At 72.9% G+C, this 26284-nt stretch carries 17 protein-coding genes and 1 tRNA gene; 5 read left to right on the top strand and 13 right to left on the bottom strand.

From position 1 onward, the window contains the following. Nucleotides 1-8: 8 nt before the first annotated feature. From SYYSPA8_RS20840 to SYYSPA8_RS20830, 3 genes are all read left to right on the top strand, one after another. A complete protein-coding gene (locus SYYSPA8_RS20840; protein WP_323448750.1) occupies nucleotides 9-785 on the top strand; it encodes a GntR family transcriptional regulator in 777 nt (258 codons plus the stop codon). An 11-nt stretch (nucleotides 786-796) separates the two neighbouring features. Further along, a complete protein-coding gene (locus SYYSPA8_RS20835) occupies nucleotides 797-1309 on the top strand; it encodes a GNAT family N-acetyltransferase (protein ID WP_323448749.1) in 513 nt (170 codons plus the stop codon). A gap of 1038 nt (nucleotides 1310-2347) precedes the next feature. Next, nucleotides 2348-2482: a DLW-39 family protein gene (locus SYYSPA8_RS20830; RefSeq protein WP_003958712.1), complete on the top strand. Its 135-nt coding sequence runs from the start codon at nucleotides 2348-2350 to the stop codon at nucleotides 2480-2482. Nucleotides 2483-2646: 164 nt separating this feature from the next. Here SYYSPA8_RS20830 and SYYSPA8_RS20825 read toward each other — a convergent pair whose 3' ends face one another. Continuing rightward, nucleotides 2647-4125: a serine/threonine-protein kinase gene (locus SYYSPA8_RS20825; protein ID WP_323448748.1), complete on the bottom strand. Its 1479-nt coding sequence runs from the start codon at nucleotides 4123-4125 to the stop codon at nucleotides 2647-2649. A 63-nt stretch (nucleotides 4126-4188) separates the two neighbouring features. Further along, a complete protein-coding gene (locus tag SYYSPA8_RS20820; RefSeq protein WP_323448747.1) occupies nucleotides 4189-4737 on the bottom strand; it encodes a helix-turn-helix domain-containing protein in 549 nt (182 codons plus the stop codon). A 179-nt stretch (nucleotides 4738-4916) separates the two neighbouring features. Here SYYSPA8_RS20820 and SYYSPA8_RS20815 point away from each other — a divergent pair. Further along, nucleotides 4917-4989, top strand: a tRNA-Ala gene (locus SYYSPA8_RS20815). Between the two features lie 171 nt (nucleotides 4990-5160). Here the strand turns inward: SYYSPA8_RS20815 and SYYSPA8_RS20810 are convergent. The 7 genes from SYYSPA8_RS20810 to SYYSPA8_RS20780 form a co-directional block, all read right to left on the bottom strand. Beyond that, nucleotides 5161-7446 (bottom strand): MMPL family transporter, encoded by a 2286-nt coding sequence (locus tag SYYSPA8_RS20810; protein ID WP_323448746.1) that lies wholly within the window; start codon nucleotides 7444-7446, stop codon nucleotides 5161-5163. A 171-nt stretch (nucleotides 7447-7617) separates the two neighbouring features. Then, on the bottom strand, nucleotides 7618-8784 hold the full coding sequence (locus SYYSPA8_RS20805; RefSeq protein ID WP_323448745.1) for an alpha/beta hydrolase: 1167 nt from the start codon (nucleotides 8782-8784) through the stop codon (nucleotides 7618-7620). After that, the gene (locus tag SYYSPA8_RS20800) at nucleotides 8781-9857 is read right to left on the bottom strand and encodes an NAD-dependent epimerase/dehydratase family protein (RefSeq protein ID WP_323448744.1); all 1077 of its coding nucleotides are present in this window, start codon (nucleotides 9855-9857) and stop codon (nucleotides 8781-8783) included. Before SYYSPA8_RS20800 ends, SYYSPA8_RS20805 begins: the two co-directional genes overlap by 4 nt. Then, nucleotides 9854-12034, bottom strand: coding sequence for an MMPL family transporter (locus SYYSPA8_RS20795; RefSeq protein ID WP_323448743.1), 2181 nt, complete (start codon nucleotides 12032-12034; stop codon nucleotides 9854-9856). The genes SYYSPA8_RS20800 and SYYSPA8_RS20795 overlap by 4 nt, the downstream gene beginning before the upstream one ends. Nucleotides 12035-12122: 88 nt before the next feature. Then, nucleotides 12123-13769, bottom strand: coding sequence for an FAD-dependent monooxygenase (locus SYYSPA8_RS20790; protein ID WP_323448742.1), 1647 nt, complete (start codon nucleotides 13767-13769; stop codon nucleotides 12123-12125). Beyond that, nucleotides 13766-14479: an HAD family hydrolase gene (locus tag SYYSPA8_RS20785; RefSeq protein ID WP_323448741.1), complete on the bottom strand. Its 714-nt coding sequence runs from the start codon at nucleotides 14477-14479 to the stop codon at nucleotides 13766-13768. Before SYYSPA8_RS20785 ends, SYYSPA8_RS20790 begins: the two co-directional genes overlap by 4 nt. Continuing rightward, nucleotides 14476-15597 (bottom strand): ScbA/BarX family gamma-butyrolactone biosynthesis protein, encoded by a 1122-nt coding sequence (locus SYYSPA8_RS20780; protein ID WP_323448740.1) that lies wholly within the window; start codon nucleotides 15595-15597, stop codon nucleotides 14476-14478. Before SYYSPA8_RS20780 ends, SYYSPA8_RS20785 begins: the two co-directional genes overlap by 4 nt. Nucleotides 15598-16128: 531 nt before the next feature. Between SYYSPA8_RS20780 and SYYSPA8_RS20775 the strand changes: the two genes are divergently transcribed. After that, nucleotides 16129-18999, top strand: coding sequence for an AfsR/SARP family transcriptional regulator (locus tag SYYSPA8_RS20775; protein WP_323448739.1), 2871 nt, complete (start codon nucleotides 16129-16131; stop codon nucleotides 18997-18999). Between the two features lie 51 nt (nucleotides 19000-19050). On the opposite strand, the gene SYYSPA8_RS20770 is transcribed toward SYYSPA8_RS20775, so the two are convergent. From SYYSPA8_RS20770 to SYYSPA8_RS20755, 4 genes are all read right to left on the bottom strand, one after another. Then, nucleotides 19051-20004 (bottom strand): SDR family NAD(P)-dependent oxidoreductase, encoded by a 954-nt coding sequence (locus tag SYYSPA8_RS20770; protein ID WP_323448738.1) that lies wholly within the window; start codon nucleotides 20002-20004, stop codon nucleotides 19051-19053. Then, nucleotides 20001-21740 carry a tryptophan 2-C-methyltransferase gene (tsrT, locus tag SYYSPA8_RS20765; RefSeq protein WP_323448737.1) on the bottom strand — a complete coding sequence of 580 codons (1740 nt, stop codon included), beginning with the start codon at nucleotides 21738-21740 and terminating at the stop codon, nucleotides 20001-20003. Before tsrT ends, SYYSPA8_RS20770 begins: the two co-directional genes overlap by 4 nt. A gap of 134 nt (nucleotides 21741-21874) precedes the next feature. Further along, nucleotides 21875-24934, bottom strand: coding sequence for a hypothetical protein (locus SYYSPA8_RS20760; protein WP_323448736.1), 3060 nt, complete (start codon nucleotides 24932-24934; stop codon nucleotides 21875-21877). Continuing rightward, a complete protein-coding gene (locus SYYSPA8_RS20755; protein WP_323448735.1) occupies nucleotides 24925-26274 on the bottom strand; it encodes a cytochrome P450 in 1350 nt (449 codons plus the stop codon). Before SYYSPA8_RS20755 ends, SYYSPA8_RS20760 begins: the two co-directional genes overlap by 10 nt. Nucleotides 26275-26284 lie beyond the last annotated feature (10 nt).

The following is a 26284-nucleotide window of genomic DNA, read 5'->3' as shown; positions in this document are numbered from 1 at the left end:
CTCGTCGCATGACTCCGTCCGCCCTGTCCCCTCAGCAGCCACCGAGCAGGCGTATCGCCGAAGAACTCCGCCGTCAGATCGAGAGCGGCGATCTGCACAGCGGTGCCAAGCTGCCATCCGAACGGGTGCTCGCCGAGCAGTACGGCGCCGCACGGAACACCGCCCGAGAGGCGATTCGCCTGCTCGCCGAACAAGGGCTGGTGACCGCCAAGCACGGCAAGGGCGTCTTCGTACGCGAACCTCAGCGGTTGTTCCGGTTCGGGAGTGATCGCTACTCGATCAAGAACCGTGAAACCGGACTGACCCCGTTCCGGCTGGAAGCCAAGCGGCAGGGCAAGGTTGCACGGATCGATGTCCCGTCGATCGCCCGGGAGAAACCGCCGGCCGATGTGGCCGAGCGCCTAAACGTTCCGGCGGACGAGGAGAGCGTCGTTCACCGGGAGAACCACTACTACGCGGACGACGAGCCCGTACAGATCGTTTCGACCTATCTGCGCTGGGACGAAGCACGAGACACCTTGCTCATGCAGGCCAAGACGGGCAAGGACGGGATCTACGGTCGTCTTGAGGACCTTGGGCATGTCATGACCAGGGTCCGGGACGAGATCAGCGCCCGGATGCCCACCCCGGCGGAGGCCAGGACACTGAACCTGCTTCCCGGCGTGCCGGTCCTGGAGGTCCTGCACACGAGCCTTGATCAGGAAGGTGTTCCATTCGAGGTCTCACGCTATGTGCACCGCGCCGACAGGACTGGACTGCTGTACGAACTGCCCGTCGAGAAGTGAGGAACAGCCAGGTGAAGCCTTCCGTCGTACGTCCCTTCAACGCAGATGATCTGAGCGGTGCCGCCAAAGCGCTGGTGGAGGTTCATGAGACCGACGGGTACCCGGTGGAGGGTATCGAGGACCCTGAGGCGTGGATCAGTTCCGATGACGTGTTGGCCGCGTGGGTGGCCGAGACTGACGAGGGAATCGCCGGGCACGTGTCCGTGATGCGTCCGCATGGCGAGGAGGCGGTGTCTCTGTGGATTGAACAGAGCGACGACGACGAAGCTCACGTGGCTGTTCTGGCGAGGTTGTTCGTGATCAAAGCAGCGCGGGAGCACGCCACGGGCAGGCGCCTGATGGAAGCAGCCATGGAGTACGCGCGGGGAAGGGACCTTCGTTTGGTGCTCGATGTCATGGCGAAGGATGCTGCTGCCATTCGTCTCTACGAGAGGCTCGGGTGGCGCAGGATCGGTGAGGCCACTCATAGCTATGGATCCGGCCAAAGTATTCAGGCCATCTGCTTTGTTGCTCCCGAGGCGTGAGCTGTTACGGGTTTCTCTACTTGTTCAAGGCTCGCTTCGCTCGCTGGCGGCCTGCTCGCCGGGGACGGTTCCGCCTCCGGCACGGGTCTCTGCTGTTCGGGGGTGGGTTCTCCCGCCGACGCCCCGCCGCGAATCCGGCCTCTGTCAGGGGAAGACACGGGGCGAACGCTCGACCGGATGCCGGAGGCATCACCATCCCCGGGCCCTGCCGTCTGACTGCTGCTGGTCGGCTCGAAGGCCGCGCGCGGCGCGGCGGGCCGGGTCGCCCGCCGCCCCCGCTCCCCTCCTGCCTTCGGCCCGGTCCGCGGGGCTCTGGTCACCCGGCCCCTGGCGCCACCGGCCACAAGAGACCAGGCGAGGTGTGGGCACAGGGAGGGTGCACAGGTGCGGGTCAACGACGCTTTGGCTGCACGCATGAGGCCGGATTCGCGGCGGTGCGTCGGCGGGATCCCCACCCCGTGGGCCGGGGCCCGGTGGCCGGGGCGGTCGGTTCCACGGCTTTAGGCAGCCACCATGGGGCGAGCCTCGAAGATCAGGGGCCCACTCGGACCTTGAGCGGGCAGGTCCACAGACTGCCCGAGTCGCGGAAGCTTACGGGCCCCAGATCTCTCGCCCCATGGCAGCTCCCGCCCAAAGCCGCTCCACCGACCTACAGGGGAACAGCGCGGGACAGACGTGGTCCGGCCTGTCAAGCAGGGGTCGGTTGGCTGACATCACCGGCTGACACCAACAGCCGCGAACAACGGCGGTCAACGGCGGATCCCGGCGGACGGTAAAGCCACGTCGGATGCCCTGTCAGCAGGGTGATCAGAACCCGGTCTCCGACCTGATAAGGATGAGGCCACAGGTTCAAATCCTGTTAGCCCCACCAGTTCCGAAGGCCCCCAGGCATCAGCCCGGGGGCCTTCGGCGTAACCGCCCGGCCCCTTCCGGAATGGGGTGGGGATACGCAGGTCACCGATCGGTATCGGTCGGTGTGTATAGTCGGGCGGCAGAGGTCCTCATACGTCATACGCCAAGGAAAGACGAGGTCGCGCGGTGAAGAAGCTTCTCCTGGTCGCACTGGCCGCCATCGGCGGGCTCCTCGTGTACCGCCAGATCCAGGCGGATCGCGCCGAGCAGGATCTGTGGACGGAGGCGACCGACTCCGTGCCCGCAGGTTCGGGTGTGTGAGACGCACAGCATTCGAAAAAGCCCCGGCGCCCACTGTGGCGGCCGGGGCTTTTCCGTGTCCGGGGCCGGGGCGGATGGTGCCGTCGGGCGTCCGGTTGTGAAGGACATCTTTGCGAAGTGGGAAGACGGTGTGACAAGGGCCGCTGGGGGCGGGGGGCCGGGGTTCAGGCCTCGGCGAGGGCCCAGAAGCCGATGGTGAAGCAGATCAGCGCCAGGATCAGCACGGGGACCACGACCTTCGCGGGCGGGCCCTGGGGCCGGCGCGGCGGGTGGGGGGTCCGGGGCAGCGGGACCGGGAACGGGGCGGTGTACTCCGCCGTGTACGGGACCGGGAGCGCGTGCTGCTGCGGATGCTCCGGCGGGTACGGGTAGCGGGTGCCCGGGGCCGGCGGCGAGGGCGGCGGTGTGGGCTCGTGGTCCGGCGGGAACGGCAGCGGCGGCGGGGCCGCCGGCCGGGCCGGGTGGGGCGGCGGCGTCGGCGGCTGGGCCGGTGGCGGGGGCACCGGGAAGGAACCCGGCACCGGGGTCGGGGACGGGGATGGGGCCGGGGTCGGCGGGGGTGCGTGCGGATCCGTGCCGCCCGGTGGCGGGGGCGGCGGTGTGTGCGGGCCCGGCGCGGGCGGTGCCGGAGGGGCCGGTACGTCCGTGTGCGGCGTACCGGTCGGGTCCGGGGGCGCCGGGGCGAAGACGCCGGGGGTGGTGGTCCGGGTGCCGGTGTCCGTACCCGTGGCCGCCGGACCCAGCAGGCCGGGCGCCGGCGGCTGTGCCGGGCCGTCCGCGCCGAATCCCGGTGGCAGGGGACCCAACTGGTCGAATATTTCGACCGGCTCGTCGTCCGGGCCGGTCTCCGGCAGCAGCTCCAGGGCCGCCGCGAGCGCCTTGCGTGCCCCCGTCGCCGTACGGAACCGGGAGCGGGGATCCGGCTGGATCAGGCCCGCCAGCACCTGCCAGAGCGGTTCCGGGATGCCCTGGGGCGCCCCGGGTGTGCCATGGGCGGTGAAGAAGTCCACCAGGGCCTTGGTGTCGGGTTTCTGACCCTCCAGCAGATAGAGCGCGACCAGGCCGACGGCGAAGAGATCCGCGGGGAAGTCGGGCTCGGCGCCCTCGACCTGCTCGGGGGCGAAGTAACCGGGCGTACCCACCACATAGTTGGTCTCGGTGAGCCGGGGCTCGCCCTTGCGCATGGAGATCCCGAAGTCGGACAGCCGTAGATGCGGGCGCCGGGTCCCGGTGGCCTCCATCAGGATGTTCGCCGGTTTGATGTCCCGGTGCACCACGCCCTCCGCGTGCACCGCGGCGAGGCCGGAGAGCAGCTGGTCGAGCAGGGCGCACACATAGCGGGGCGGCAGCGGACCGTAGTCGCCGATCACATGCGCCAGCGATCCGCCGCTCACCAGGTCCATCGTGAAGAGGACCTTGTCGTCGTCCGCCGCCCAGCTGGCCGGGGCGAGGACATGGGGATGGTCGATCCGCAGGGCCTGTTCGCGGACGAAGCGCAGCAGGGTGTGGGCATCGCTCTGCTGGAGCACCTTGGCCGCCACATAGCGGCGGCGCCGGTGGTCCCAGGCACGCCAGACCGCGCCGACTCCGCCGCGCCCGATCGGGTCGACCAGCTCGTACCGACCGGCGAAGACCTCACCCATGGTGCTGCGTCCGCTCCCCGTTCCCTCCGGGGCCCCGCTCCGGTCCGGGGCCGCCCTCGCTCGTCAGCTCTGGTGCGACTCGTAGTGCGCGACGGCGTCCGCGGTGCGCCCGGCCCCGTACACCCGCAGGAACTCTGCCAGTTCCGGATGGGTCGGGGCGAGGGAGTTGGCCGCGTCGATGATGTCCCCGGCGGCGGCGACGGACCGCAGCAGCGACTGGATCTCCCGGACGACCCGGCGCACCGTGGGGGCGCCCGAGCTGTTCGTGGTCTGGCTGTTCGCGGTCAGGACGGACCCTCCCTGCGACTTCTTGATCTCTTCCATGCGGTCGGTGGCCTCGACGGCGCTGACGCTGCCGTCGGCGACCTGGCTGGCCAGCTCCTGGAGGGCCTGGACGCGCTGGACGACGGCCGGGTTACCGATCTTGGCGCGCTGGCCGCTCATCAGCTGGGAGAGCATGGGGGCGGAGAGCCCCAGGACGGCGGCGAGACGGGCCTGGTTCAGCCCCAGGTCGTCTATGAGGCGACGGAAAAGCGCTCCCAGGGGCTCCCCGTACCAGCTGCGCTGCAGTTCCCGGGCTCTTGCGGTCGTCTCCTGCTGAGCGGCGTCCATGCGCGTCTCCCCATCGCTTCCCCAAGCGGGCTTCGCTGCTGCGAACCACGTCGAGCATCTTACGGAGAGTGGTCGCCCACCGGGAGACCTCAATGTTTTGGAGGATCACCGGGAACACCCGGTACTCTGGTCTGCGGCGGTGGCCGGGAGCGAGCACTCCCTGGCCGTGCTGCCTCTTCGGGGCCTTAGCTCAGTTGGTAGAGCGCTGTCTTTGCATGGCAGATGTCAGGGGTTCGACTCCCCTAGGCTCCACAACCCGAGATCCCCTCTGACCTGCGGAAACGCTGGTCAGAGGGGATCTTTGTGCGTATGACGTCAACACCGTGTCCACACGCGGGGCGCCACCACGGCGGGGGAAGGAAGCCCGTCCTCGAAAACATGTCTCCCCGGTTCACGCCGTACACCGTGGAGGACGGCGAGGGCTCAGTGGTGGCGGCCCTTTCCCGTATCGCCCGGCAGGGGCGCGGTTCGATCACTGTGATCTCCGGCTCGGTGCCGCTCGATCGGGTCCTGGCGGGGGGCCTCACTGATTCCGTACCGGGCGTGCAGGCGGCGCAGTGGGGCCGGTGCCCACCAGTTGGCCCCGCCCGCCAGACCCATGAAGGCGGGGACGAGGAGGGTACGGATCAGCAGGGCGTCGACCAGGACGGCCAGTGCCATGCCGATGCCCAGCTGTTTGAGGAAGACCACGCCGCCGGTGGCGTAGGCCGCGAAGGTGAGGGCGAGGATCGCGGCGGCCGATGTGACGAGCGGGGCGCTGCGCTGAATGCCTTCGGCGACCGCGCTCGTGTTGTCCCCGGTCCGGTCGTACGCCTCCTTGATCCTGGCCATGATGAAGACCTCGTAGTCCATGGACAGGCCGTACGCGACGCAGAACATCAGGATGGGGATGCTCGGCTCCATGCGGCCGGTGGCGGTGAAGCCGAGGAGGCCGGAGAGGTTGCCGTCCTGGAAGACCCAGACGAGGACGCCGAACATCACGCTCAGGCTGAGGACGTTGGCGACCGTGGCCTTCAGCGGGATGAGCAGGCTGCCCGTCATCAGGAAGAGGATGGCGAAGGTGACCAGCAGGATCAGGGCGACGACGTACGGCAGGCGGTCGAGAAGCTCCCCGCGGAAGTCCGTCATCGCGGCGGGGAATCCGCCCACCCGTACCTCGGTGTACGGGGCGTCCACCGCGCGTACCCGTTCGACGAACCGCGCCATGTCGCCGGCCAGCGCCTCCTGGTCGGGGACGACCGTCAGCCGGGTGTGCCCGCCGGCCTCGAAGCGGCCGGGGTCGGAGGTCGCGCCCACCCGGGCGCCGGCGCGGTAGGTGCCGCTCCCGGTGTCCACCTGGAAGACGCCGGGGAGCCGCGACAGGCGCTGCGCGTACTCCGGGCCGGTGTTCCCCGCGGCCTCGCCGGTGGTGACGACGTGCAGCGCGTCGGTCTCCTCGGCGGCGAAGCCGGACCGGATCTCCTCCTGCACGATGCGGCTGGAGGCGCTCGCGGGAAGCACGCGCTCGTCGGGCAGGCCGAACCGCGCGCCGAGGAAGGGCGCGCCCAGGGCGAGCAGGACGACCAGGACGGGCAGGCCGTACAGGAGCGGCCTGCGCATGATCCTCAGGGTGGTGCGGTACCAGCGGCCGCTCTCGACGGCGGGCCCGGTCCTGGCCGGCCGCAGGGTGCGCCGGCCGGTGGCGGCCAGTGCGGCGGGCAGCAGGACGACCGCGCCGAACGCCGCGGAGACGACCACCGCGATCCCGGCCCACGCGAAGGACCGCAGGAACGGGAAGGGGAAGAGGAACAGCGCCGCCAGCGCTGCGGCGACCGTGAAGCCGCTGAACAGGACGGTGCGACCGGCACGGGCGACGGTACGGGCGACCGCCGCGTGCCGGTCCGCGGCGGTACCGTCCGGGGTGGCGGCCATCTCCTCGCGGAAGCGGGAGATGACGAACAGGGCGTAGTCCAGGCCGAGTCCGAGGCCCAGGACGAGTGCCAGGTTGGCGGCGAAGGTGGAGACCTCGGTGAACGCGGTGACACCGCGGAGCACGGCGAGCGTGGCCAGCACCGAGAAGAAGCCGACGCCGAGCGTCAGGCCCGCCGCCGACCAGCGGCGGTAGACCCACAGGAGCAGCAGGAGCACGGCGGGGACGACGACGGCCTCCGCGCGGAGGAAGTCCCTGCGGGTCTCCTCGCCGACCTGCCGGAAGACCTCGTCCTGGCCGCCGGGGCGCACGGTGAGGAGCGCGGTGTCCCGGGTGAAATCAGGTGTGATGCCGGCCAGTTCGGCCCGGACCTCGGTGGCCGGTCCCCGGAGCCAGGCCACCACGAGTGCCTGCGAGCGGTCCTCGCTGACCAGGGGGCTGTTCTCGCCGCGTGACCAGAAGGAGCCGACCGTGTCGACGCCCTCGCGCACGGACAGGTCCTCGGCCAGCTTCCGGCCCTCGGCGGCCACCTCGGGGTCGTCGACCGTCCTGCCGTCCTTGGCGGTGACCAGGAGGACGTAGTTCGGGGAGCCGTCCTGGAACTCCTCGTGCAGGATCCGTTCCGCGGTGGCCGACTCGGAGCCCGGCGCTTCGAAGCGGGACAGCGACAGGGCGGCCTGGGCCCCCGCGCCGAACGCCGCGGCGAGCAGGAAGAGGACCGCGCCCGCGATCAGGACGGTGCGCCGCCGGGCCGCGGCGAAGGCGCCGAGCCGGTGGAGCGTGGACGGTGTGGCCGGCATGGGTGAGGGCTCCCTGGGTGTCGGGGGGTGGGGGGAAGGCACGGCTCCGTGGGGTCGACGATGGCCGCCCCCGCCGACCACTCGCTGGGAGATCCGCCGAAGCCCGGCCGGGCGTCGGCCGGGCTTCAGCGGGCAGCGGGCAGCGGGGACGGGTCAGGGGTGCGGCGGGTGTCAGCGGGCGTCGAGCCAGTCGGCGAGGGTCTCGTGGATCAGGGGGGCCTGGCGGGCCATGCCCATGTAGTGCCCGGCCTTCGGGATGTTGACCAGCCGGGTGTTCTCGGCGCCGGTGAAGAGCGCGCGGTGCTCCTCGCCGCCCTGCACCCGCGTGTCCTTCTCCCCGTACATGAGGAGGACGGGCACGGTGATGGTCCTCAGTTCGCGCAGGTCGACGAGGACCGAGCTGATCTGGGAGACCATGTCGCCGCAGGGGTGGCGGTTCTGGTGCGGCACGGCGAGGTCGAGGACGTCCGGGTCGGTGTCGTGGAAGTTGCCCGACCGGAACTCGGCGGGCCCCAGGTCGTAGTGGACGTATCCCTCGGTCCCGCCGCGGAGGCAGCTCTGGAGGGAGGAGAAGAAGCGGGCGTTGGTCTGCGGGGTCAGTCCGCGGTCCGCCCAGTCCATGAGGACCAGGCCGTCGATGTCGCGGAAGGAGTAGGCGGCGATCTGCGCTATCTGGCCGCCGTTGGACTGCCCGGCGAGGAAGACCTTCCCGAAGGAGGTCGCCGCCCGGCCGCCGCCCTTGGCGCTGTCGTTGGCGCCGCCCTTCGCGTCCCCGCTCCGGTAGGTGCCCTTGCGGAGCTGCTGGACGATCTGGTGGGTGATGTCGGCCTGCCCGCCGACGCAGGTGGCGAAGCCGTCCGGGGTGCCGCTGCTGTCGTAGCCGATGCGGTCGATGGTCAGCGAGGCGTGGCCGCGCGCGGCCAGTTCCTCCGCGTGGTGGTAGCCGTCGGCCTGGAGCCGCCAGTACCACTCGCCCGAGGCGATGCCGTGCTGGTAGAGGGTGACGGCCTTGTCGGTGCCCTTGCCCTCCAGGAGCCGGGTGGGGGCGGTGAGGTGCCCGCGGACGGTGTACGTGCGGCCGTCGACCGGGCAGGCGGCCTTGGTCCGGTTGATGTTGCGGACGGTGAAACTGACGGGGATGTCCGAGATGCCCTTGTCGAGTTTCCAGGCCTTCCGCAGCGGGTTCTGCCGCACGGCGCTCTGGCCGTCCGTGCGGTCCGGGGCGGTGCCCGGTGATTCGGCGACGGCGTTCGTCCAGTACACGGGGGTGAAGGCGAGCAGCGCCGCCGCCACTCCGAGCAGGACGGTCCGCAGTCGGCCGGTTCTGATGGATGTCACGCGGCACTCTCCTTGGGGACGACGTGGTCGAGCAGGCCCGCGCGGTGGTACCAGGCCGCGGTGTCGGCGAGGGTCTCGTTCAGCGGGCGGAAGGTGACGCCGAGTTCCCGCTGGGCCCGTGCGGAGGTGATACGGGTCCGGTCGCCGTCGAGCAGGGCGCGTACCCCCTCACGGGTGGCGAGGGGCGGGGTGCCGCGCAGTCTCGCCCTGGCCTCCAGGACGGTCGCGAACGCGATCGCCGCCCGGGAGGGGACCTCCCTGGGGGCCGGCACCCCGGTGGCGCGGGCGACCGCCGCGCAGGTCACCGCAAGGGAGTGCCATCGGCCCGCGACGATGTAGCGCCGCAGGTGCTCGCCCCGGTCGGCGGCCCTGACCAGGGCGTACGCCACGTCACGGGCGTCCACCACATGGTTTCCCGCCCGGGGTACGGCTCTGACGCCGCGCCGGGCGACGGCGAGGAAGAGCCGCCCGGCGGAGGTGGGGCCGGCGTCGGCGGGACCCCACATCCAGCCGGGGAGGACGATCGGGACCCTGATCCGGCCCGCGTACCGCGGGTCGCGTGCGAAGGCCCGGATGGCGGCCTCCGCACGGACCTTGCTGGCGCGGTAGGCGTTGCGCTCCCAGTCCTGGGGCGGACCGGCCGACTCGTCCGCGGGCTCCGCCGCCGTGCCCCGGCCGAGAGTGTTGACGGAGCTGGTCTGGACGACGGCGGGCACACCCGCGGCGACCGCCTCCCGCAGGAGCGTGGTGACGGCGTCGACGTTGGTGGCGAAGAGCCGGGACAGATCGGCGTCGGGGAGGTAGTACTCGCGGAAGTACGCGGCGGTGTGGATCACCGCGGCGGCTCCGGGCAGTGTCCCGCGGTAGGTCTCGGGCCGTTGGACGTCGGCCGTCACGACGGTCAGCCCGGGGTGGGCGGGGAACTGGTAGGCGGCCTTCATCGGGTCGCGTACCAGCGCCGTCACCTCCCTTCCCTCGCCGAGGAGCCGGCCGACGACGGCGGTCCCGAGGAGACCGGTCGCGCCGGTCACCACCACCCGGCCGCGCCGGGGGACGGGATCGGACGGGTTCATTTCGCTGTCTCCAGTACGGGTTCCGTGGGTGTCTCCGGGTCCGGGTCCGGGTCCGGGTCCCGTTCCGGGGTGGCGGCCGGCTCCTCGCGCAGGCCGAAGCGCCGCTGGAAGCGCACCAGGGGCGCCGGCGCCCACCAGGTGGCCCGGCCGCCGAGCCGCATGACCGCCGGGACGAGCAGGCCCCGGACGACGGTGGCGTCCACGAGGACGGCGAGGGCGGCGCCCAGGCCGAGCATCTTGGTGTTGGTGATCTGGGAGGTGCCGATGGCGACGAAGACCACCGCGATGATCAGCGCGGCGGCGGTGATGACACCGCTGGTGCGGCGGACGCCGGTGACGATGGCCTGCCGCGAGTCGCCGGTGCGGTCGTACTCCTCCTTCATGCGGGACAGCAGGAAGACGCCGTAGTCCATGGAGAGGCCGAAGGCGATGCAGAACATCAGCACCGGCAGGGTCGCCTCGATGGTCCCGGTGGCGGTGAAGCCGAGCGGTCCTGACAGGTTGCCGTCCTGGAAGACCCACACCACCAGACCGAACATGGCGGTGAGGCTGAGGGCGCCCGACGCCACCGACAGGAGCGGTATCAGCAGGCTCCCGGTGAGGAGGAAGACCAGCAGGAGGGAGGTGCCGGCGATGAGGAGCGCGGCGGCGGGCAGCCCGTCGGCTATGGCCTGCTTGCTGTCCACCAGGGCCGCGGCCCGGCCGCCGGCGAGCGGTTCGAGCTCCTCGAATCCCGCACCGGCGGCCCGTACGTCCTCGACGAGGCGCTGGCTCTCCGGCGACACGTCCTCCACGCCCTTCTTCGGGACCACGGACAGGTGGGCCCGTCCGTCGGCCGTGCGGGAGGCGTCGGCGGGAGTGGCCGCGTCCGCCTTGCGGCCGTCGCGGTAGGTGCCGAGGGGGGTGTCCACCTCGGCGGCGTTGGGGAGCAGGGAGATCTTCGCCGCGTACCGGTCGATCCCCTTTCCGTCCCGGACGACGATCTCCACTCCGCCGGTCGAGCTGGCGGCGAAGCCGTCCCGTATCGCGTCCTGGACCAGGCGGGACTCCGAGGCCGCGGGCAGCTGCCGGTCGTCGGCCGTGCCGAACTCGACCTGGAGGAAGGGGATTCCGGCGGCCACCAGGAGGGCGGTGACGGTGGCGGCGTACCGCGCCGGGCGGCGTACCACGCGCTCGACGAGGCCGACGCGGCTGCGGGTCCGCCGGGGTGTGCGGCGCAGACTGAGGGCGTCCACCCGGTGCCCCAGCAGGAGCAGTACCGCCGGCAGCACGATCAGGGACGCCGCCGCCGCGAGCAGGACGACGCTGAGGCCCGCATAGGCGAAGGAGCGCAGGAAGTACAGCGGGAAGACCAGCATCGCGGCCAGGGAGACCGCGACGGTCAGGGCGGAGAAGAGGACCGCGCGGCCGGCCGTGTGCAGTGTGGTGCGGACCGCGGTGTGCCGGTCGGCCCCCTGGTGCAGCTCCTCGCGGAAGCGCCGCACGATGAGCAGCGCGTAGTCGATGGCCAGGCCCAGACCGAGCGCGGTGGTGAGGTTCTGCGCGAAGACGGAGACGTCGGTGACCTCCGTCAGCAGACGCAGCACGGCATTGGTGCCGAGGATGGCGAGCACGCCGACACCGAGCGGCAGGAGCGCCGCGACGGCACCGCCGAAGACGAAGAACAGAATGATCAGTGTCAGCGGCAGGGCGATGAGTTCGGCCGTGAGCAGGTCGTCCTCGATGGTCGTCTGGATCTCCTGCTGGACGGCGATGCTGCCGCCCAGCGAGACGTCCAGGGCCTTTGCGCCGGAGGGGCTGCCCCGGTAGTCGGGTGCCAGCCGGTCGTAGGTCCGGGACGCCGTGTCCTCGTCGCCTTCGAGGTGCGCGAGGATCAGCGCCTCGGAGCGGTCGGCGGACCGCAGGCGCTCCGAGCCCGTCTGCCAGTAGGAGACGACGCCGGAGACCCGGGGTTCGAAGGCGAGGCGTTCGGCCAGCCGGGCGCCCTGCGCGGCCACGTCCTCGCTGTCGACGCCCGCGCCGTCCTCGCCCCGGACCAGCAGCACCAGATTGGGGGAGCTGGCCGGGAAGTGCCGTTCCAGGAGGGAGTCGGCGCGCCAGGAGGCGGAGGACGGGTCGTCGGTGCCGCCGCCGAGCAGCCGGTCGCCGACGCCCGCGCCGATGATGACGGAGTTCACGGCGAAGAGGAGGGTGAAGAGGAGGACAACCCATGGGCCGCGCCCGCGACCGCGACCGCGCTTGCCGCGCCGGGCTCCGGGGCGGGTCTCAGATGCTGTACGGGACACGGTCCTGCTCACCTCCGACCGGGACCCGGGCGAGCAGTTCGGCGATGCCGCGCTGATGGTCGAGGGGGACCCGGGCGCCGACGACCCCGTCGGGCCGGACGTACAGGGCCTGGGTGGTGGTGCCGTACCGGCCGGCCGCGACATCGTGTGCGGGCAGCGCGGTGGGCACGGTGAAGGTGTCGTCGCGGTCGGTCGGGCGGATCAGCAGGACGTCGACGTTGCTGCCCGCCGAGCCGGAGTGGCGGGACGCGGCGGTCTCGGCCGCCCGTACGGCGACGGTGTCGGTGGCGGAGACGCCGGACACGACGACGGTGTGCCGGCCGGCGGCGACATAGCCGTGGAGGCTGTGCGCCTCCCGCCCGTACACCATGGACAGCGCGGTGTCGGGGACGCGGCGGCCGGGCCGGACGCCGTCGGCGGGGGTTCCCGAGACGATCGGGCTGCCCGTCAGGTCCAGGTCGATCTGGGCGAGTTCGGGAACGAGGCGTTTCTCCAGCGCGCCGCTCGACGCGAGTCTGCGCAGCAGGGTGTCCCGCAGGAAGCGGGGGAGTGCCGAGCGCAGCAGCCACAGTTTCGTCTGCCGGTCGGCGTTGCCGACGGCCCGGACGGCGCTGGGACGCCGCTCGGCCTCATAGCTGTCGAGCAGGGCGGGATCCGCGCCGGCGCAGACCGCCGCGAGTTTCCAGCCCAGGTCGTAGCCGTCCTGCACGCCGGTGTTGAGGCCCTGGCCGCCCGCGGGGCTGTGGCAGTGCGCGGCGTCCCCCGCGAGGAAGACCGGACCGGACCTGAAGGCCGCGGCGACCTTGGTGTGCACCCGGAATCTGCTGGTCCAGGTGGTGCTCGTCAGGGTCCAGCCCCCGGGCCCGCGGGCGGCGAGGAGCCTGCGCAGCTCGGCGTCGTCCGGGGGGCCCTCGCCGCTGCCCGCCGGCAGGTCGAAGAAGACCCGGTGGCCGCCCTCGGGCAGCGCGACGACGACCAGCACGCCGTCGGGCGTGAGGTGGTACTGCGCCTCGGCGGGCGGCAGCGGGGTGGGGCCGGTGGCCTTCAGCGTCCCGTCGCCGAGGAGGAAGTCACGGGCGTACGTGCTGCCTTCGAAGGGGATGCCCAGCACCTCGCGCACCTTGCTGTGCGCGCCGTCGGCGGCGATCAGCCAGCGGGTGCGCGTGGTGGCACGCTCCCCGCCGGGGCCGTTCAGCACCACGGTGGCCCCGTCGTCCTCCACCGCGACCGACTCGGCCTCCGTCGACCATTCGACGGTGCCGCCCAGCTGGATCAGCCGCTCGTACAGCAGCTCCTCCGTCACGGGCTGGGGTACGCACAGGGGGCCGGGGAAGCGGGTGTCGCGCAGTCCGCCGAACCGCAGGCCGGCGATCCTCCTGCCGCGCGACCAGTACGAGGCGCCGCTGAGCGGCAGGGACCGCTCGCCGATCGCGACCGCCGTTTCGAGCCGGTCGAGCACCTCCAGGGCGCCGCTCCACAGGATCAGCGCCTTGGGCGCGCTGGTGGGGCCGTGCCGGCGGTCCACGACTCTGACCTCGACGCCGTGCCGCAGCAGGGTGCAGGCGGCGGTGAGACCGGTCGGTCCCGCGCCGACGATCAGCACCCGGGGGGTGGGTGAACGGGTCATGACATACCTCCGGAAGGTCCATGGGGGCGGCCGGGCAGGCCCATCAGACGGCCCACGTCCCGGACGGCCTGGTCCGTCGTGTCGAAGCGGATCGCGTGCATCCGCTGTCCCCGGGCGGCGGCGCAGTTCTCCTCCAGGTCGTCCAGGAGGAGGACGGTGGCCGGGTCGGCGCCCAGCCGGGCGACCAGCCGCCGGTAGATCTCGGGGTCCGGCTTGCGCACGCCCTCCCGGGAGGAGTCGACGACCGTGTCGAACAGCTCCTCGACGGGCAGGGTCGCGCGCCAGCGCGGCTCCCACTCGCGGACGTTGTTGGTGAGCAGCGCCACGCGGTGGCCGGCCGCCCGGACGGTCCGCAGGAAGGCGGTCAGCTCCTCGTTGGCGCGCCGGCCGCGGAACCAGATCTCGCCGAACGGGAGGCCCCCGAGCACGTCACCGGGGTCCGTCTCCAGCTCGGACAGCACCCGGCGGACGAGTTCGGCCTCGGCGATGGCGCCGGTCTCCAGCTCCGCCATGGGGCTCACCCCGTATCTCCGGGTGGCCCGGTCGAAGGCCCCCCGCAGGTCCTCGACCGGGATGCCGGTGCTGTCGGAGAAGATCGCGTAGGTCTCGGCGAGCGGGTTCGTCAGGACGCCCCCGTAGTCGCAGACCAGTGTCGTGATCGGCGGGCCGGCGGTGAGCGCGGCCGCTGCCGCCCGGGGTGCGGGGCTCACGCCCACTGGGCCACCTCCAGGTCGACCGCGCTCACCTGGCTGCCGTTCTGGCCGAGGCGCACCTCGACGGGGACGGTCAGGGTGCCCAGGACCTCCGCGTGCTGGACGCCGCCGACGTGGGCGGTCACCCGGGTGCTGAGGCCCAGCTCGGCGAAGTCGGTGAAGCGGGCGCGTACCGACGTCACGACCAGGTCCACCGGCGACAGCCCGTGCAGCCGTGCCACCGAGGCCACGGCGAGCTGGCGGGCGGCCTCCAGCTGGAGGTTCCCCGGGACGTGGTCCAGCTGGTGGTCGAAGAGGTGCGGGTGGGCGGTGTCGACGACCAGGAACGCGGAGGCGTCACCGTCCACGCCGACGGCCGGCTCGGTCAGCACCACGTTCCGGACGTCCCGGCGTCCCACGGTGGCGGGGGCGGCGGGAGCCGGCCGGTGGGGGCGCGCGGCGGACGCGGCCCGTGCCTTGCCGAGGCCCTGGGCCCGGAGCTTCCCGTACGCCCGTCTGCTGACGAAGGTCAGACCGCCCGACGCCCGGAGGGTGGGCGTGCCGTCGAGATCCGCGACCGCGTCGAAGTCGAAGCCCAGGATCCGGCCACCGCGGTTCGTCTCCGGCCGCACCGACACATGCAGCACGGTCTGCGCCGGCCGGGCGCCTATGCGCAGCGCCTCCAGCGACAGCACGTCGAAGTCGAGCGCGCTGAAGATGAACGCGTTGTCGATCGACACATCGAGATGGCGGTGCGCGACGCACACCCCGGACTGCCGCAGGACCTCGACGATCAGCAGGAAGTCGTAGGCGGCGGGATGCTCGCCGACGAGGTGGCCGCGCGGCAGCTGGGCGGCGACGTCGAAGGTGCGGGTGGTGTCGCCGGGCGCCGACGTGCCGGTCTCCACCGAGTCGGTGACGAACACCTCCGCCACGGCCGCCCGGTGGACCACCGAGCGGGGCAGGGTGGAGTCGAAGCTGAGCGGCAGGCGCGCCGGTACGACGACAGGGACCGCGACGGTGCCGGTGCCAGTACCGGTGACGGTGGCGGTGGCGGGATCCGGCTCCGGTTCCGGGTCCGGGGCGGGAGCGCGGGATGGTTCGGGTGCCGAAAATCGGCCGACGGGCAGTGTCATGCCGGGAGTCCCCCTGGGTCGTTCTGCTGATGTCTCGTTCGGATTCGTTTCCTGGGAGGACCTTCGCCGGAGGCGCTGACCGGGCGCTGGAAGGGACGCTGAACGACCCCGGAAGGCACCCGGAACCACCCCGGAAGGCACCCGGCCGCCCGGGCATGGCAAGCGAACGGCATTCCGGTGGTGGTTTGTTGACTGCGGTCCGGGACGGCGGTAAGCCAATGGGCAGGAGCTTCGCCGATTCCCGGGAGCTGTGATGAATGAGCGTGTGCCCCGTCCGGCCGGTCGTGGCCACCGCTCACCTGGGCACCGTGCCGCCGAAGGCCATGAGGCACCCCGGCGACCGGTCTGTCCCGTACTGGGTCCGCGCGGCCGGCGGAATCCCCCCACCCGCCCGTCGGAACAGCACATCACCGCTCATCACCAGGAGATTGGGCCGGTCGGAGGCATACGCCTGCGACCGGTCCGCGGCCTACGCTCTCTTCACTGTTATCGGGGGGGAAAATGATTGGCTCATTCGTACGTTTCGAAGTGATGGGCTCGTTAAGGGCTCTGGTCGACAACCGGTCCCTGCCGCTCGGACCGCCCCGGCAGCGCGCGGTGCTGGTCGCCCTGCTGCTCGGCGGCCCGCGGCCCGTTCCCGCCGACCGGATCATCACGATGGTCTGGGGTGACGACGCGCCGGCCCACGCCCTCAACCTCGTCCAGAAGTACGTCTCGGGACTGCGGCGCTGCCTGCCCGCCTCCCTGCCCCTCACCCACTCCGAGGCCGGCTACGTGCTCGGAACGCCCCGCGGGTTCGCCTGCGACCTCCTGGAGTTCGAGGAACTCCTCGCCGCCTCCCGCACCCTGAGCGATGCGGGCCGGCCCGCGGACGCCGCCGAGACCCTGGCCAGGGCGACCGCCCTGGTCCGCGGCCCGCTCGCCGAGGGCACCGAGAGCCGCGGCATCGAGCTGGAACGCGACCGGTTCCAGGAACGCCGGCTCCTGGCCCAGGAGGAGCTGTACGCCCTGGAGGTCTCGCTGGGGCAGGGGGAGCGCCACCTTCCCGAACTCGTCCGCCTCATCAGCGAGCACCCGCTCCGGGAACGCCCGCACGCCCTGCTGATGCGGGCCCTCGCCGACAGCGGCCGGCAGGTGGAGGCGCTCAACGCGTACGCGCGCATCCGCGACCGGCTCGTCGAGGAGTACGGCGTCGAGCCGGGCGCCGAACTCCGGGAGGCGCACCAGTACGTCCTGAACGCGGTCCTCCCGGTGGAACAGCCGCCGGAAGCACCCCCCACGCCCTACCAACTGCCCAATGTCGTCCGGGATTTCACGGGGCGCGTGCACGAGATCGCACGGATCACGGACCGGCTGCGCTCCGGAAGGATGCCCGTCGTCTGTGTCGAGGGCACCGCGGGCATCGGCAAGACCGCGCTGGCCGTGCACTGCGCCCACCAGGTCGCCGGCGACTTCCCCGACGGCCAGCTCTTCATCGACCTGAGGGGCTTCGACCGGCTCGGCGCGGCCGACCCGTCCGAGGTCCTCGGCTCGTTCCTGCGCGCGATGGGGGTGGCGGCCCAGCACGTCCCCACGGACGTCCTCGAACGCGGCACGCTCTTCCGCTCGGTCCTCGCCACCCGCCGCGTCCTCATCGTCCTGGACAACGCGGCCGACGCCCACCACGTACGGCACCTGCTGCCCAGCGCGCCGGGCTGCGCCGTCCTCGTCACCAGCCGCCGCGCCCTGGTCAGTCTCGCGGTGCACGAGGACGCCCAGCGCATCGTGCTGTCCGTGCTGAGTCCCGACGAGTCGGCTGAGCTGCTGAGGAGCGCGCTGGGCGGCCCGCGGCCCACGGGGCGCAAGCCGGATCCCGCGGTCGCCGAGATCTCCCGGCTCTGCGGCCATCTCCCGCTGGCCCTGCGGGTGGTGGCGGCCGGATCCGCGGTCACCCCGCACTTCGACCTCACCTCCGTGGCCAGGGAACTCGCCGCGGCCGGACCGCTGGCCGGCGCCTCCGTGGCGGACGACGAGCGGGCGTCCGTCGCCGCCTCGCTCGACCTGTCCTACCAGCGGCTCGACGACCGGGGCCGGCGGGCCCTGCGCCTGATCGGCCTGCTCCCGGGCCCCGATCTGACCTATGCGGCCGCGGCCGCCCTGACCGGCACGGACGAGGCCGCCGTCCGCCCCGCCCTCAACGCCCTCACCGCCGCGAACCTCCTGGTCCAGCACGCCCCCGGCCGCTTCCGCTTCCCGCACGACCTGCTCCGCGAGTACGCCTGGAACCGGGCCGGCGACGAGGAGCCGGCGACGTCCCGGCAGGACGCGCTGAACCGCCTCATGGGCTGGTACACGCAGGTCGCGACCGTCCTGGAGGGGCGGGTCGGCCGGATCCACGTGGTGGGACAGGAGTCCCGTGCCACCGAGCACGCCCCGATCTCCGCGGACGACGCGGAGGCCGAACTGCGCAACCTCACCGCCGCGGTGGAGCACACCGCCGAGCACGGCCCGTACGTCGCCGCCTGGACGCTCGCGGGCATGCTGCGGGAGACCTGCAAGCGCCGGTCGCGGGTGCCCGAGTGGCTCGCCGTCGCCCGGGCCGGGCTGCGGGCCGCGCAGCGGGGCGCGAATCCGCGCGCGGAGACCGAGATCTCCCTCAGCCTTGTCGACGCCTCCCTCACCGCCGGTCTCATCGACGTCGCCGAGCAGCTCGTCCAGCGCGCCCTCCAGCTCAGCGAGCTGCACGACTGGCCGGATCTGCTGGCCGCCTCCCGTGAGGAGCTGGGGCGTGCCCGCTGGACCACCGGCGCGCTGGACGAGGCGCGCCGGCATCTGACGGAGTCCATCCGGCTCTACTCGACGGGCACCGATCATCTGCGGACCGCCCTCGCGTACGGCGCGCTCGCCCGGGTCGAGCTGGACTCGGGGGCTCCCGACGCCGCCTACCGCCTCTACTACCGGTGCCTGCGGCTCAGCCGCTCGCAGTCCCACCGGGGGGTCGAGGCGATGACCCTGGTCGAACTGGGCCTGGTCCACGAGGCGCTCGGCCACCCGCACACCGCCGCGCTCTCCCTCGAAGCCGGCCTCGCCCTGAGCAGGGACAACCGGGGGCTCCAGCGCCCCGAGGCGCTCTCGTTGTCCTATCTGGGCGCCCTGAAGGCGAAGTCGGGCGACCGAGAGGCCGCGCGCTCCCTGTGCCTGGCCGGCATCAAGGTCGCGGAGGACCTCGGCGACCTCTGGTCCCTGGCGGAGTGCCGCAACGCGGCAGGGCGCGCGATGTCCGAACTCGGCACCCCCCACGTGGCCGCGGAGCACCACCGCGAGGCCCTGCGCATTGCCCGCGGCCTCCACTTCCACCGGGCGGAACAGCACGCGCTGGAGGGCCTTCGCGCGACCGTGTCAGAGCCCGCGCTGGTCGGGTGACGGCTCCGCCCGGCTGAGGAGCGCGTCCGCGCGAAGGACGGCCCCCTGGAATCACGATGTTCCCGTGGGCGGTGGCGGCGGCGGTGGCGGCGGTGACGGTGACGGCGGTGGTGGCGGTGGCGGTGGCGGTGCGAGGGCGTCGGACGGGCCGTGGGGGCGCATACGGAGGGTGCGGGCGCCGGTCGCGTGCAGTTCGGCCGCCCGGGTCAGCAGCTCGTCGATGTCGTCCGCGCCGGCGTGCAGCAGACGGCCGGCGAGGGCGTCCAGCTCGCCCCGGGCCACCCGGACCATCGCGGTCAGGAAGCGGGACGGGTCCGTCCAGTCCGCGCGGCCCGCGCAGACGGCCATGCCGAGCGTCATCTCCGTACGCACCATTCCGGGGCTGATGTCGAACATCCGGACGCCCGCCGCCGCCAGCTCGTCGGCGAGGAGGGCGGTGAGGGTCAGCAGGGACGCCTTGGAGCCGCTGTAGGCGGAGTAGCGGACATCGCCCCGGACCGCGAAGACGGAGTTGACGTTGACGATCCGGCCCGAGCGGCGGCGGAGCATGTCCGGTGCGACGGCGCGGCAGGCGTTGACGGTGCCCCGGACGTTCGTCTCGTAGACCTCCCACCAGTGGTCGGGGTCGGCCGCCCAGAGCGGGGCCTCGCCCCGGTCGACCAGTCCGGCGCCGTTCACCAGGAGGTCGACGGGGCCCAGCGCGGAGCGGACCTGTGCCGTGGCCGCGTGGAGGGCGGCGGCGGAGCGGACGTCGGCCGGGGCGACGACGGTGTCCGCCCCGTGCCGGGCGCACTCGGCGGCGGTCCGCTCCAGCCGGGACCGGTCCCGGCCGATCAGGCCGACCGCCATGCCCTCGGCGGCGAGTGCGGCGGCGAGGGGCCGGCCGATGCCGCCGCCCGCGCCGGTGATCAGCGCGACCTGCCCGGAGAGGGGGAGGGGGAAGGGGACGGGGGCAGGGAGAGGGGCAGGGACGGGTGCGGCGGCGGGGGCGGGGCCCGGGGTCATCGGGCGGCCTCGGCGGCCAGCGCGCCCAGGGGTCCGGCGCCGCTCAGGATGGCCTCGCGGTCCCGCCAGTGCGCCCAGAAGGCCCCGGTGTATCCCTGCCTGTTCAAACTGGTGAGAAAGGGATTGTCGGCATAGTTGTTGTCGTCCGCGCTGCTGCCGGAGATCGTCGGCAGCATCACCCGGAAATGCTCGGACTTCGGAATGTGGTTCCAGAGGAATTCCACGGACTCCCGCCAGATGCCGTTGGGGCTGTCCACGGTGGCCGGGTCCTCCGGCAGTTCGGGGGAGAAATAGCAGACCAGCCGGAATCCGCCCGATTCGTCGAACATGAACTGGCGCTCGTACTCGATCGGTCCCGAGCACTGCCGCAGCGGCTTCAGGACGATCGGCCGGGTGGCGTTGTTGGACTGGAGGCCGGGGAGCGAGCGGACCCCGTCGCACCGCTCCGCCAGGGATATGGCCAGATCCATATAGGGAAAGAGCCGCAGCCCCAGACTGAAACCGGTGACGGTCGCGTCCAGGTCCATCATCCGGTCCACGCATTCGCGCATGGTCTCCCGGGTCTCCCCGGGCATGCCGAACAGTGCCTCGACCATCGTCAGCATGCCGTACCGGTGGCACAGCTCGACCAGGCGGACGGTGTCGTCGAAGTCGTAGTACCGCGTGCCCTTGCCGGTGACCTTCCAGCCGTCGAGCATCTCCGGGCGGACATGGTCCGCGCCGACGTTCACCCCCGCGCAGCCCGCCGCCGCCAGCAGCTCCGCGTACTCCTCGTCGAAGGGGGCGGGCTGGCAGTAGATCCAGAGCTTGAGGTCCCGCAGCGGGCTGGAGCCGGCGCCGTCCCGGCGTTTGACGATCTCCCGGAGCAGCTTCTTGCTGTGGGCGATCGACAGATTGAACTCGCTGTCCGTGGTGTGCAGGTCATGGATGCCCTGCCCGGTCAGCGCCTCCATCTCGTCCACCACCGACCCCACGCTCCGGCGCGCGAACTGCGTGCCCTTGGCGTCCGGCTCCACGCACTGGGTGCACTTGAAGACGCAGCCGTTCTTGGTGAGGATGCTGCCGAGCCCGCCGACCCGGTAGTACCGCAGATTGTCGACCTTGTACGGCTCGCCGGAGCGGCGGGTGTACGGGCGCTCCGTGTCGGCCTGCCAGGCCCGGCTCTCGTAGTGGCCGGCCGCGCCGAAGGACACCGGCGGGAAGACGGGCGCGGGACGGCCGCTCAGGACCGGCGGCGGCACCCGGACCACCTTCCCGGGCCCCTCGTTGACCAGCAGCCCCGGAATGCCGTCCACGGGCAGCCCGTCCGTCAGGGCCAGCGCCAGATCACAGATGATCTTCTCCCCGGGGCCCTTCACCCCGAAGTCCACACCGAAGTAGTCGACCAGCGCGAACGGCATCGTGGAGAATCCGACGCCCCCGGTGATCAGGGGCGCTCCGGTCCAGCGGCGCACCTCGTCGATGACCGCCTTGTACTCGTTGACGAACGGGCGCTGCTCAAAGGCGTACACCGTGTCCGTATTGCGACAGGTGACGCCGACGAGCAAGGGGCTTCTGGCCCGGAAGTACTCCTGGAGTTCCTGTTTCCAGTCGTCCAGATGGAAGGTCAGGTCGATGATGTGCGTTTCGAATCCGGCGGCTTCGAGGGCGGTGGACAGGACATCGAGGGCATAGGGGGCGATGGGGGGATAGATCTGATTGGGATTGATCAGCGTGATGAGCCCTTTGGCTTCCATTGGTCTCCTTCGTGGCCTGGCCACCCGGAATTCCGGCCGGGTGGGACCGGGTGTGCCGTGGGGGTTTCCGGGGCGGGTCCCGGGCGCCGGCGGGAGCGCCGAGGGGGCCGGCGGGGGGTCGACGGGGGCGGCCGTCAGCCGGCGTGGCCTGTGGCCGGTGGACGCGGGGGCCGGGAGAGCTCCAGGACGTACTCCGTGACATGGCCGTCCACACCGTCACCGCCATCGCCACCGTCACCGCCGGCGGGGTGGACGGGGTCGGGCAGGGGTTCGGTGAAGGTGAGGGTGGTGCCGGGGGCGACGGGTGCCCCGGCGGGCCCGGTGGGCCAGCACAGCGGCTGCGACAGGTCCACGTAGAGGGGTTTGCGGATCGCGGCGCCCGAGGTGGAGCGCGCGGCCAGGACGGGGCTCATGTCCGCGAGGCCGCGGACGACGTCCCAGGGGTCCGGGAGCGTGGTCGTCCGCAGGAACGACCGCCGGGGGACGCCGGTCCGCTCGCACCAGCGGTGCCACGCCGTCACCGTCTCCGCGACACACGCGGTATCCGCGGCACCCGACCGGGGCGCGGTGGCGGGCAGCGCGGCACCGGGCACCTTCCAGGTGCGCCGGGTGAGGACGAGCCGGCCGAGGGTCAGCCGGGGGTAGTGCCGGATCCCGTCGCCGGGCCCGGCCGGGCGGCCGGTGTCCTTCGTGGCCGGGGCGTCCCCCGTGGCTGCGGTGTCTGCCGTGGGCAGGGCGTCCACGTGGTCCCACAGGTCCAGCGTCGCGCCCGCCGCCGGGCCGAACCGGCTCAGCCAGCGGTACAGCCCCGGCGCCACGGTGGCCAGGGTCGAGTTGTGCGGTACGGGGAACAGCGGCCGCCCCGGGAAGCGGTCGCTGAACAGCAGCGGCCGGCCGCCCACCGCGCGCACCACGCACTCGGACAGGTCGATCCGGGTCCCGGGGTCGCACTCCAGCGCCCGGCCCGGGTAGCCCAGCGCGGCGGGCAGCACCAGGGGGTGTTCGTTGACGGTGGCCCCCAGCAGCGCGGAGATGTCGACCATCAGACCGCCCTCCAGGGGCGGGTGCGCACGCGCCGCCCAGGCGCGCGGACCGGCCGCCCGCTCGTCGTCGAGGCCGCCGGCGACCCGGGCGGCGAACCGGCCGTAGCCGCCGCCGACCCCGTTGAGCACCAGCCGGTCCCCGGCCCGCTGCACCGGCCAGGAGGCGCACGCCGGATCCAGGACGGCGGCCGGCAGCCCCGCCGCCACCGAGTCCAGCAGCGCCGGATCGCAGGCGGCCTCGGCACCGGGCTGCCGGGCTGTCTCCCGCAGCCCCTCGAAGAGCCGCCGGCGCAACGCGAGCACCGTCGTCAGCTCGTCGTCGGCACACCGGGCGAGCAGGGCGTCCGTCTCGGCCCGGCCCGACTCCAGGAACCACTGGTAGGCCACGGTCACCGGCACGGCGTCCGCCCCGAAGCGCCGCCGGAACGCGAGCCCTCCGGCCAGCTGGAAGGGGAGTTCATGGCTGAGCAGCGGGACGACGCGCTGGACACGGCCCAGGTCGGCGAGGACATCGGGGGGCAGGCACAGGATGCCGTCGTCGGGGCCGGCGCCGACGACGTCCTCGCTCACCGTCGCACGGGCCGCCGCCCGCGCGTCGGCACCCAGGGCGCGGGCGAGCGCCCCGACGCCCTCCCGCGCGCTCCGCAGCGCGGAGACGCGCTCCGGGTCCGGGCCCACGAGGGCGTCCTCGGCGCCCCGCAGCACCCGGAGCGCGGCGTGCACCTCCGTATGCACCTCCGAGTGCAGCTCCGTATGCGCCGCCGTATGTATCTCGGTGGGTACGTGGGTGGGTACGTCGGTGGGTACTTCCGGGTGCGCCTCGGTGTGGACGGCGGTGACCCGGTGGTCCGTGGGCGTCGTTGGTTCGGGGGTGTCCCGGTGGTTCGCGGGCGTGGTGGCGTCCGGGGTGTCCCGGTGGTCCGCAGACGTCGTCGTCGCTGCGGTGGGCCGGTGGTCCGTGGGCGTCGTCGCTTCCGCAGTGTCCCGGTGGTCCGCAGACGCCGCCGCCTCCGCAGTGGCCCGGTGCTCCGCCGCCGCCGGCGTCGTCGCCTCCACCGCCGCGTGCAGCGTCCGCCGGCCGTGTGTCGGCAGCACCGGGCCGACTTCCAGCAGCCCGCGTTCGATCAGCGTCCGCAGGGCGGCGGGCAGTGTGCCGTCGGGGGCGACCGTGTCCAGCCGGACCGGGGTGCGCAGCGCGCCGAGTGTCCGGGTGAGTGCCGGGCCGCACCCCGCCGACCGGATGTGTTCGGCGCCGCCGCCCGTGGTCACCAGCCAGCTGACGCGCGGTCCCCCGTCGTGCTCCCGGACCGTCGCGGTCGGGTTGACGGTGAGCCACAGCCGTTCCGGCCGCAGCCCTTGATACCCCCCTGCGGCGATCCATCCCCGTACGAGATCGAGGGCTTCGCGGTCCACCCGGGTGTGCCGGCGTGGTGGGCTTTCCACGGCGTCCCCGCCGATCAGGTGGGTCGTCGCGAACCCCGCGAACGGGGTGGGTTTGGTCGCGGCCCGGTGCACCAGCCGGAACAGGGTCAGGGCCCGGCGCCGGGCCTTCCGCCCGGCGGCCGGGTCGAGCGCGCCGACCGGGCCCGCCGCGAGCAGCCCGGGTACGGAAAGCTCCACCGACCAGGCGATCTCCGGGTCCCGCAGGGCCGTGTCCACCGCCGATCCGGCGGCCGTGGCGAGCGCGTCCAGGGCCTGCGCGAGGCCGTGGCGGGCGGTGTCCCGGGCGGTCAGGGCCTGTGCGTACGCCGTGATCGGCTCCCCGGTGGTCCCGAGGAGGGCCCGAAGGCCCGGTATGTCCGGCAGCGGACGGGTGTTGAACGCGGCCCGGCGCACCCGCAGCAGTTCGCGGCGGTCCTGCGGGCCCAGGGCGGGCACCCGTGCGCCGATGCGGTCGGCGAGGGCGGAGCCCAGCGCGCGGGAGGCGTCGTCGGCCGCCGCCCACTGCCCCGCGAGCCGCCAGACGCGGTCGCTGCCCAGCTCCGCCACGAGCGACCCCGGCAGCCGGCACCGTCTGCGGACCGCGAACGGCCCCAGAGTGGTGCCGTGTCCGCCGGCCCCGGGCCGTACGTCCGCCGCCGTGTCCTGTTCCGCCCGCGCGCCCTGTTCCGCCCGTGCGGCCCGCCGCTCCTGCTCGCTCGCTACCGCCATGTGATCTCCAGCGGCAGGCTTTCCAGTCCCCGGTGGAGGAAGTGCGGCGTCCACACCGGCTCGGCCGCCGGCCGTACGGCGGACCAGTACCGGCCGACCGCGTCCAGCATCACCTGTCCCTCGGTACGTGCGAGGCGGGCCCCGAGGCAGACATGGCGGCCCTCGCCGAAGCTGACCCCCGAGCCGGCCTCCGAGCGGTCGGCGGGGCTGCCGCCGGTGAGCAGCTGGTGGTTGGCGGCGCCGAGCATCACCCGGAGCATGTCGCCGGGCCGGATGGTGTGGCCCGCCAGTTCGCATTCCTCCCGCGCCACCCGGACGGTGAACGTGAGCGGCGACTCGGCGAGCAGCAGCCGGTCGACCTCCGCGAGGGTGTCGACCGTCCCCGCCGTGAGGCCGTCGAGGAGGGCGGGGTCCGCCGCCAGCTTCAGCAGCAGTCCGCTGAGCATGTTGCGGGAGGTGTCGTGGCCCGCGATGTAGAGGCTGAAGACGTTGGCGACGACTTCGGTACGGGAGAGGGCGTCCGGGGTGTCCTCCGCGTCGGCGGCGAGCGCCAGCACGGAGTCGGGTACGAGGTGGTCCGGTGCGGCCAGCCACCGGTCGACGAGGGCGCCGAGTTCGTCGACGCGGGCCAGCGCCGTGCCGACGGCGTCCCCGGAGGGCGGGCCAGACGCCACCCCGCCGCCCCGGCTGATCGCCCGGCAGACGTCGCTGACGCGCTCCCGGTCCTGGTCGGGGATGCCGACGAGGTCCCCGATGACGCTCACCGGCAGCCGGGCGCTGATCGCGGCGACGCCGTCGAGGGTGGTCCGGTGCTCCGCGACGCCGGCGGGGGCGGTCCGGTGCTCAGCGGTCACGTCGAGGGTGGTCCGGTACGCCGCGACCATGCCGGGCGCGGTGTCCGGGCGTGCCTCGTCACGGCCCTCGTCACGACCCTCGTCACGTACCCCGTCACGGCCCCCGTCACGTGCCTCGTCCAGCAGCGCCGCCATCGCGGCCTCGATCCGGACGGTACGGGCGCGGACCGCCCGGGGGGTGAAGAGCCGGCCGAGGAACCGCCGCAGCCGGGTGTGCGTGTCCCCCTCGCAGGCCAGCAGCATGCTCTGGAAGAAGCCGCCGTGGCTGCCGTCCTCGGCCCATTCGGACTCCTTCTGCGGGCCGGGCATCCGGAACCGGGTGTCGCGCAGCACCAGGCGCGCCAGCCCGTATCCCGTCACCATCCAGGTCCGGTCGGGTTCGCTCCAGACCAGGGGCCCTTTGCGGTGCATCCGTTCGTACAGCGGAGCCGGGCACTTCAGCAGCGCCGCTGCGGCTGCCGCCCGGGCGGCGGATCCGGTCGTCATACCATCACGC

Origin of the sequence: Streptomyces yaizuensis (assembly GCF_034961445.1) — a bacterium.
Taxonomy (GTDB): Bacteria; Actinomycetota; Actinomycetes; order Streptomycetales; family Streptomycetaceae; genus Streptomyces; species Streptomyces yaizuensis.
The sequence above is the reverse complement of the archived record's forward strand: the minus strand, read 5'-3'. Positions and strand labels throughout refer to the sequence as shown.

Excerpts from the sequence above, each read along its gene's own strand:
- SYYSPA8_RS20780 (WP_323448740.1), bottom strand. The coding sequence starts at position 15,597 with ATGACACTGCCCGTCGGCCGATTTTCGGCACCCGAACCATCCCGCGCT.
- SYYSPA8_RS20790 (WP_323448742.1), bottom strand. The coding sequence starts at position 13,769 with ATGACCCGTTCACCCACCCCCCGGGTGCTGATCGTCGGCGCGGGACCG.
- SYYSPA8_RS20810 (WP_323448746.1), bottom strand. The coding sequence starts at position 7,446 with ATGCCGGCCACACCGTCCACGCTCCACCGGCTCGGCGCCTTCGCCGCG.
- SYYSPA8_RS20825 (WP_323448748.1), bottom strand. The coding sequence starts at position 4,125 with ATGGGTGAGGTCTTCGCCGGTCGGTACGAGCTGGTCGACCCGATCGGG.
- SYYSPA8_RS20770 (WP_323448738.1), bottom strand. The coding sequence starts at position 20,004 with ATGACCCCGGGCCCCGCCCCCGCCGCCGCACCCGTCCCTGCCCCTCTC.
- SYYSPA8_RS20755 (WP_323448735.1), bottom strand. The coding sequence starts at position 26,274 with ATGACGACCGGATCCGCCGCCCGGGCGGCAGCCGCAGCGGCGCTGCTG.
- SYYSPA8_RS20760 (WP_323448736.1), bottom strand. The coding sequence starts at position 24,934 with ATGGCGGTAGCGAGCGAGCAGGAGCGGCGGGCCGCACGGGCGGAACAG.
- tsrT (WP_323448737.1), bottom strand. The coding sequence starts at position 21,740 with ATGGAAGCCAAAGGGCTCATCACGCTGATCAATCCCAATCAGATCTAT.
- SYYSPA8_RS20840 (WP_323448750.1), top strand. The coding sequence starts at position 9 with ATGACTCCGTCCGCCCTGTCCCCTCAGCAGCCACCGAGCAGGCGTATC.
- SYYSPA8_RS20775 (WP_323448739.1), top strand. The coding sequence starts at position 16,129 with ATGGGCTCGTTAAGGGCTCTGGTCGACAACCGGTCCCTGCCGCTCGGA.
- SYYSPA8_RS20820 (WP_323448747.1), bottom strand. The coding sequence starts at position 4,737 with ATGGACGCCGCTCAGCAGGAGACGACCGCAAGAGCCCGGGAACTGCAG.
- SYYSPA8_RS20800 (WP_323448744.1), bottom strand. The coding sequence starts at position 9,857 with ATGAACCCGTCCGATCCCGTCCCCCGGCGCGGCCGGGTGGTGGTGACC.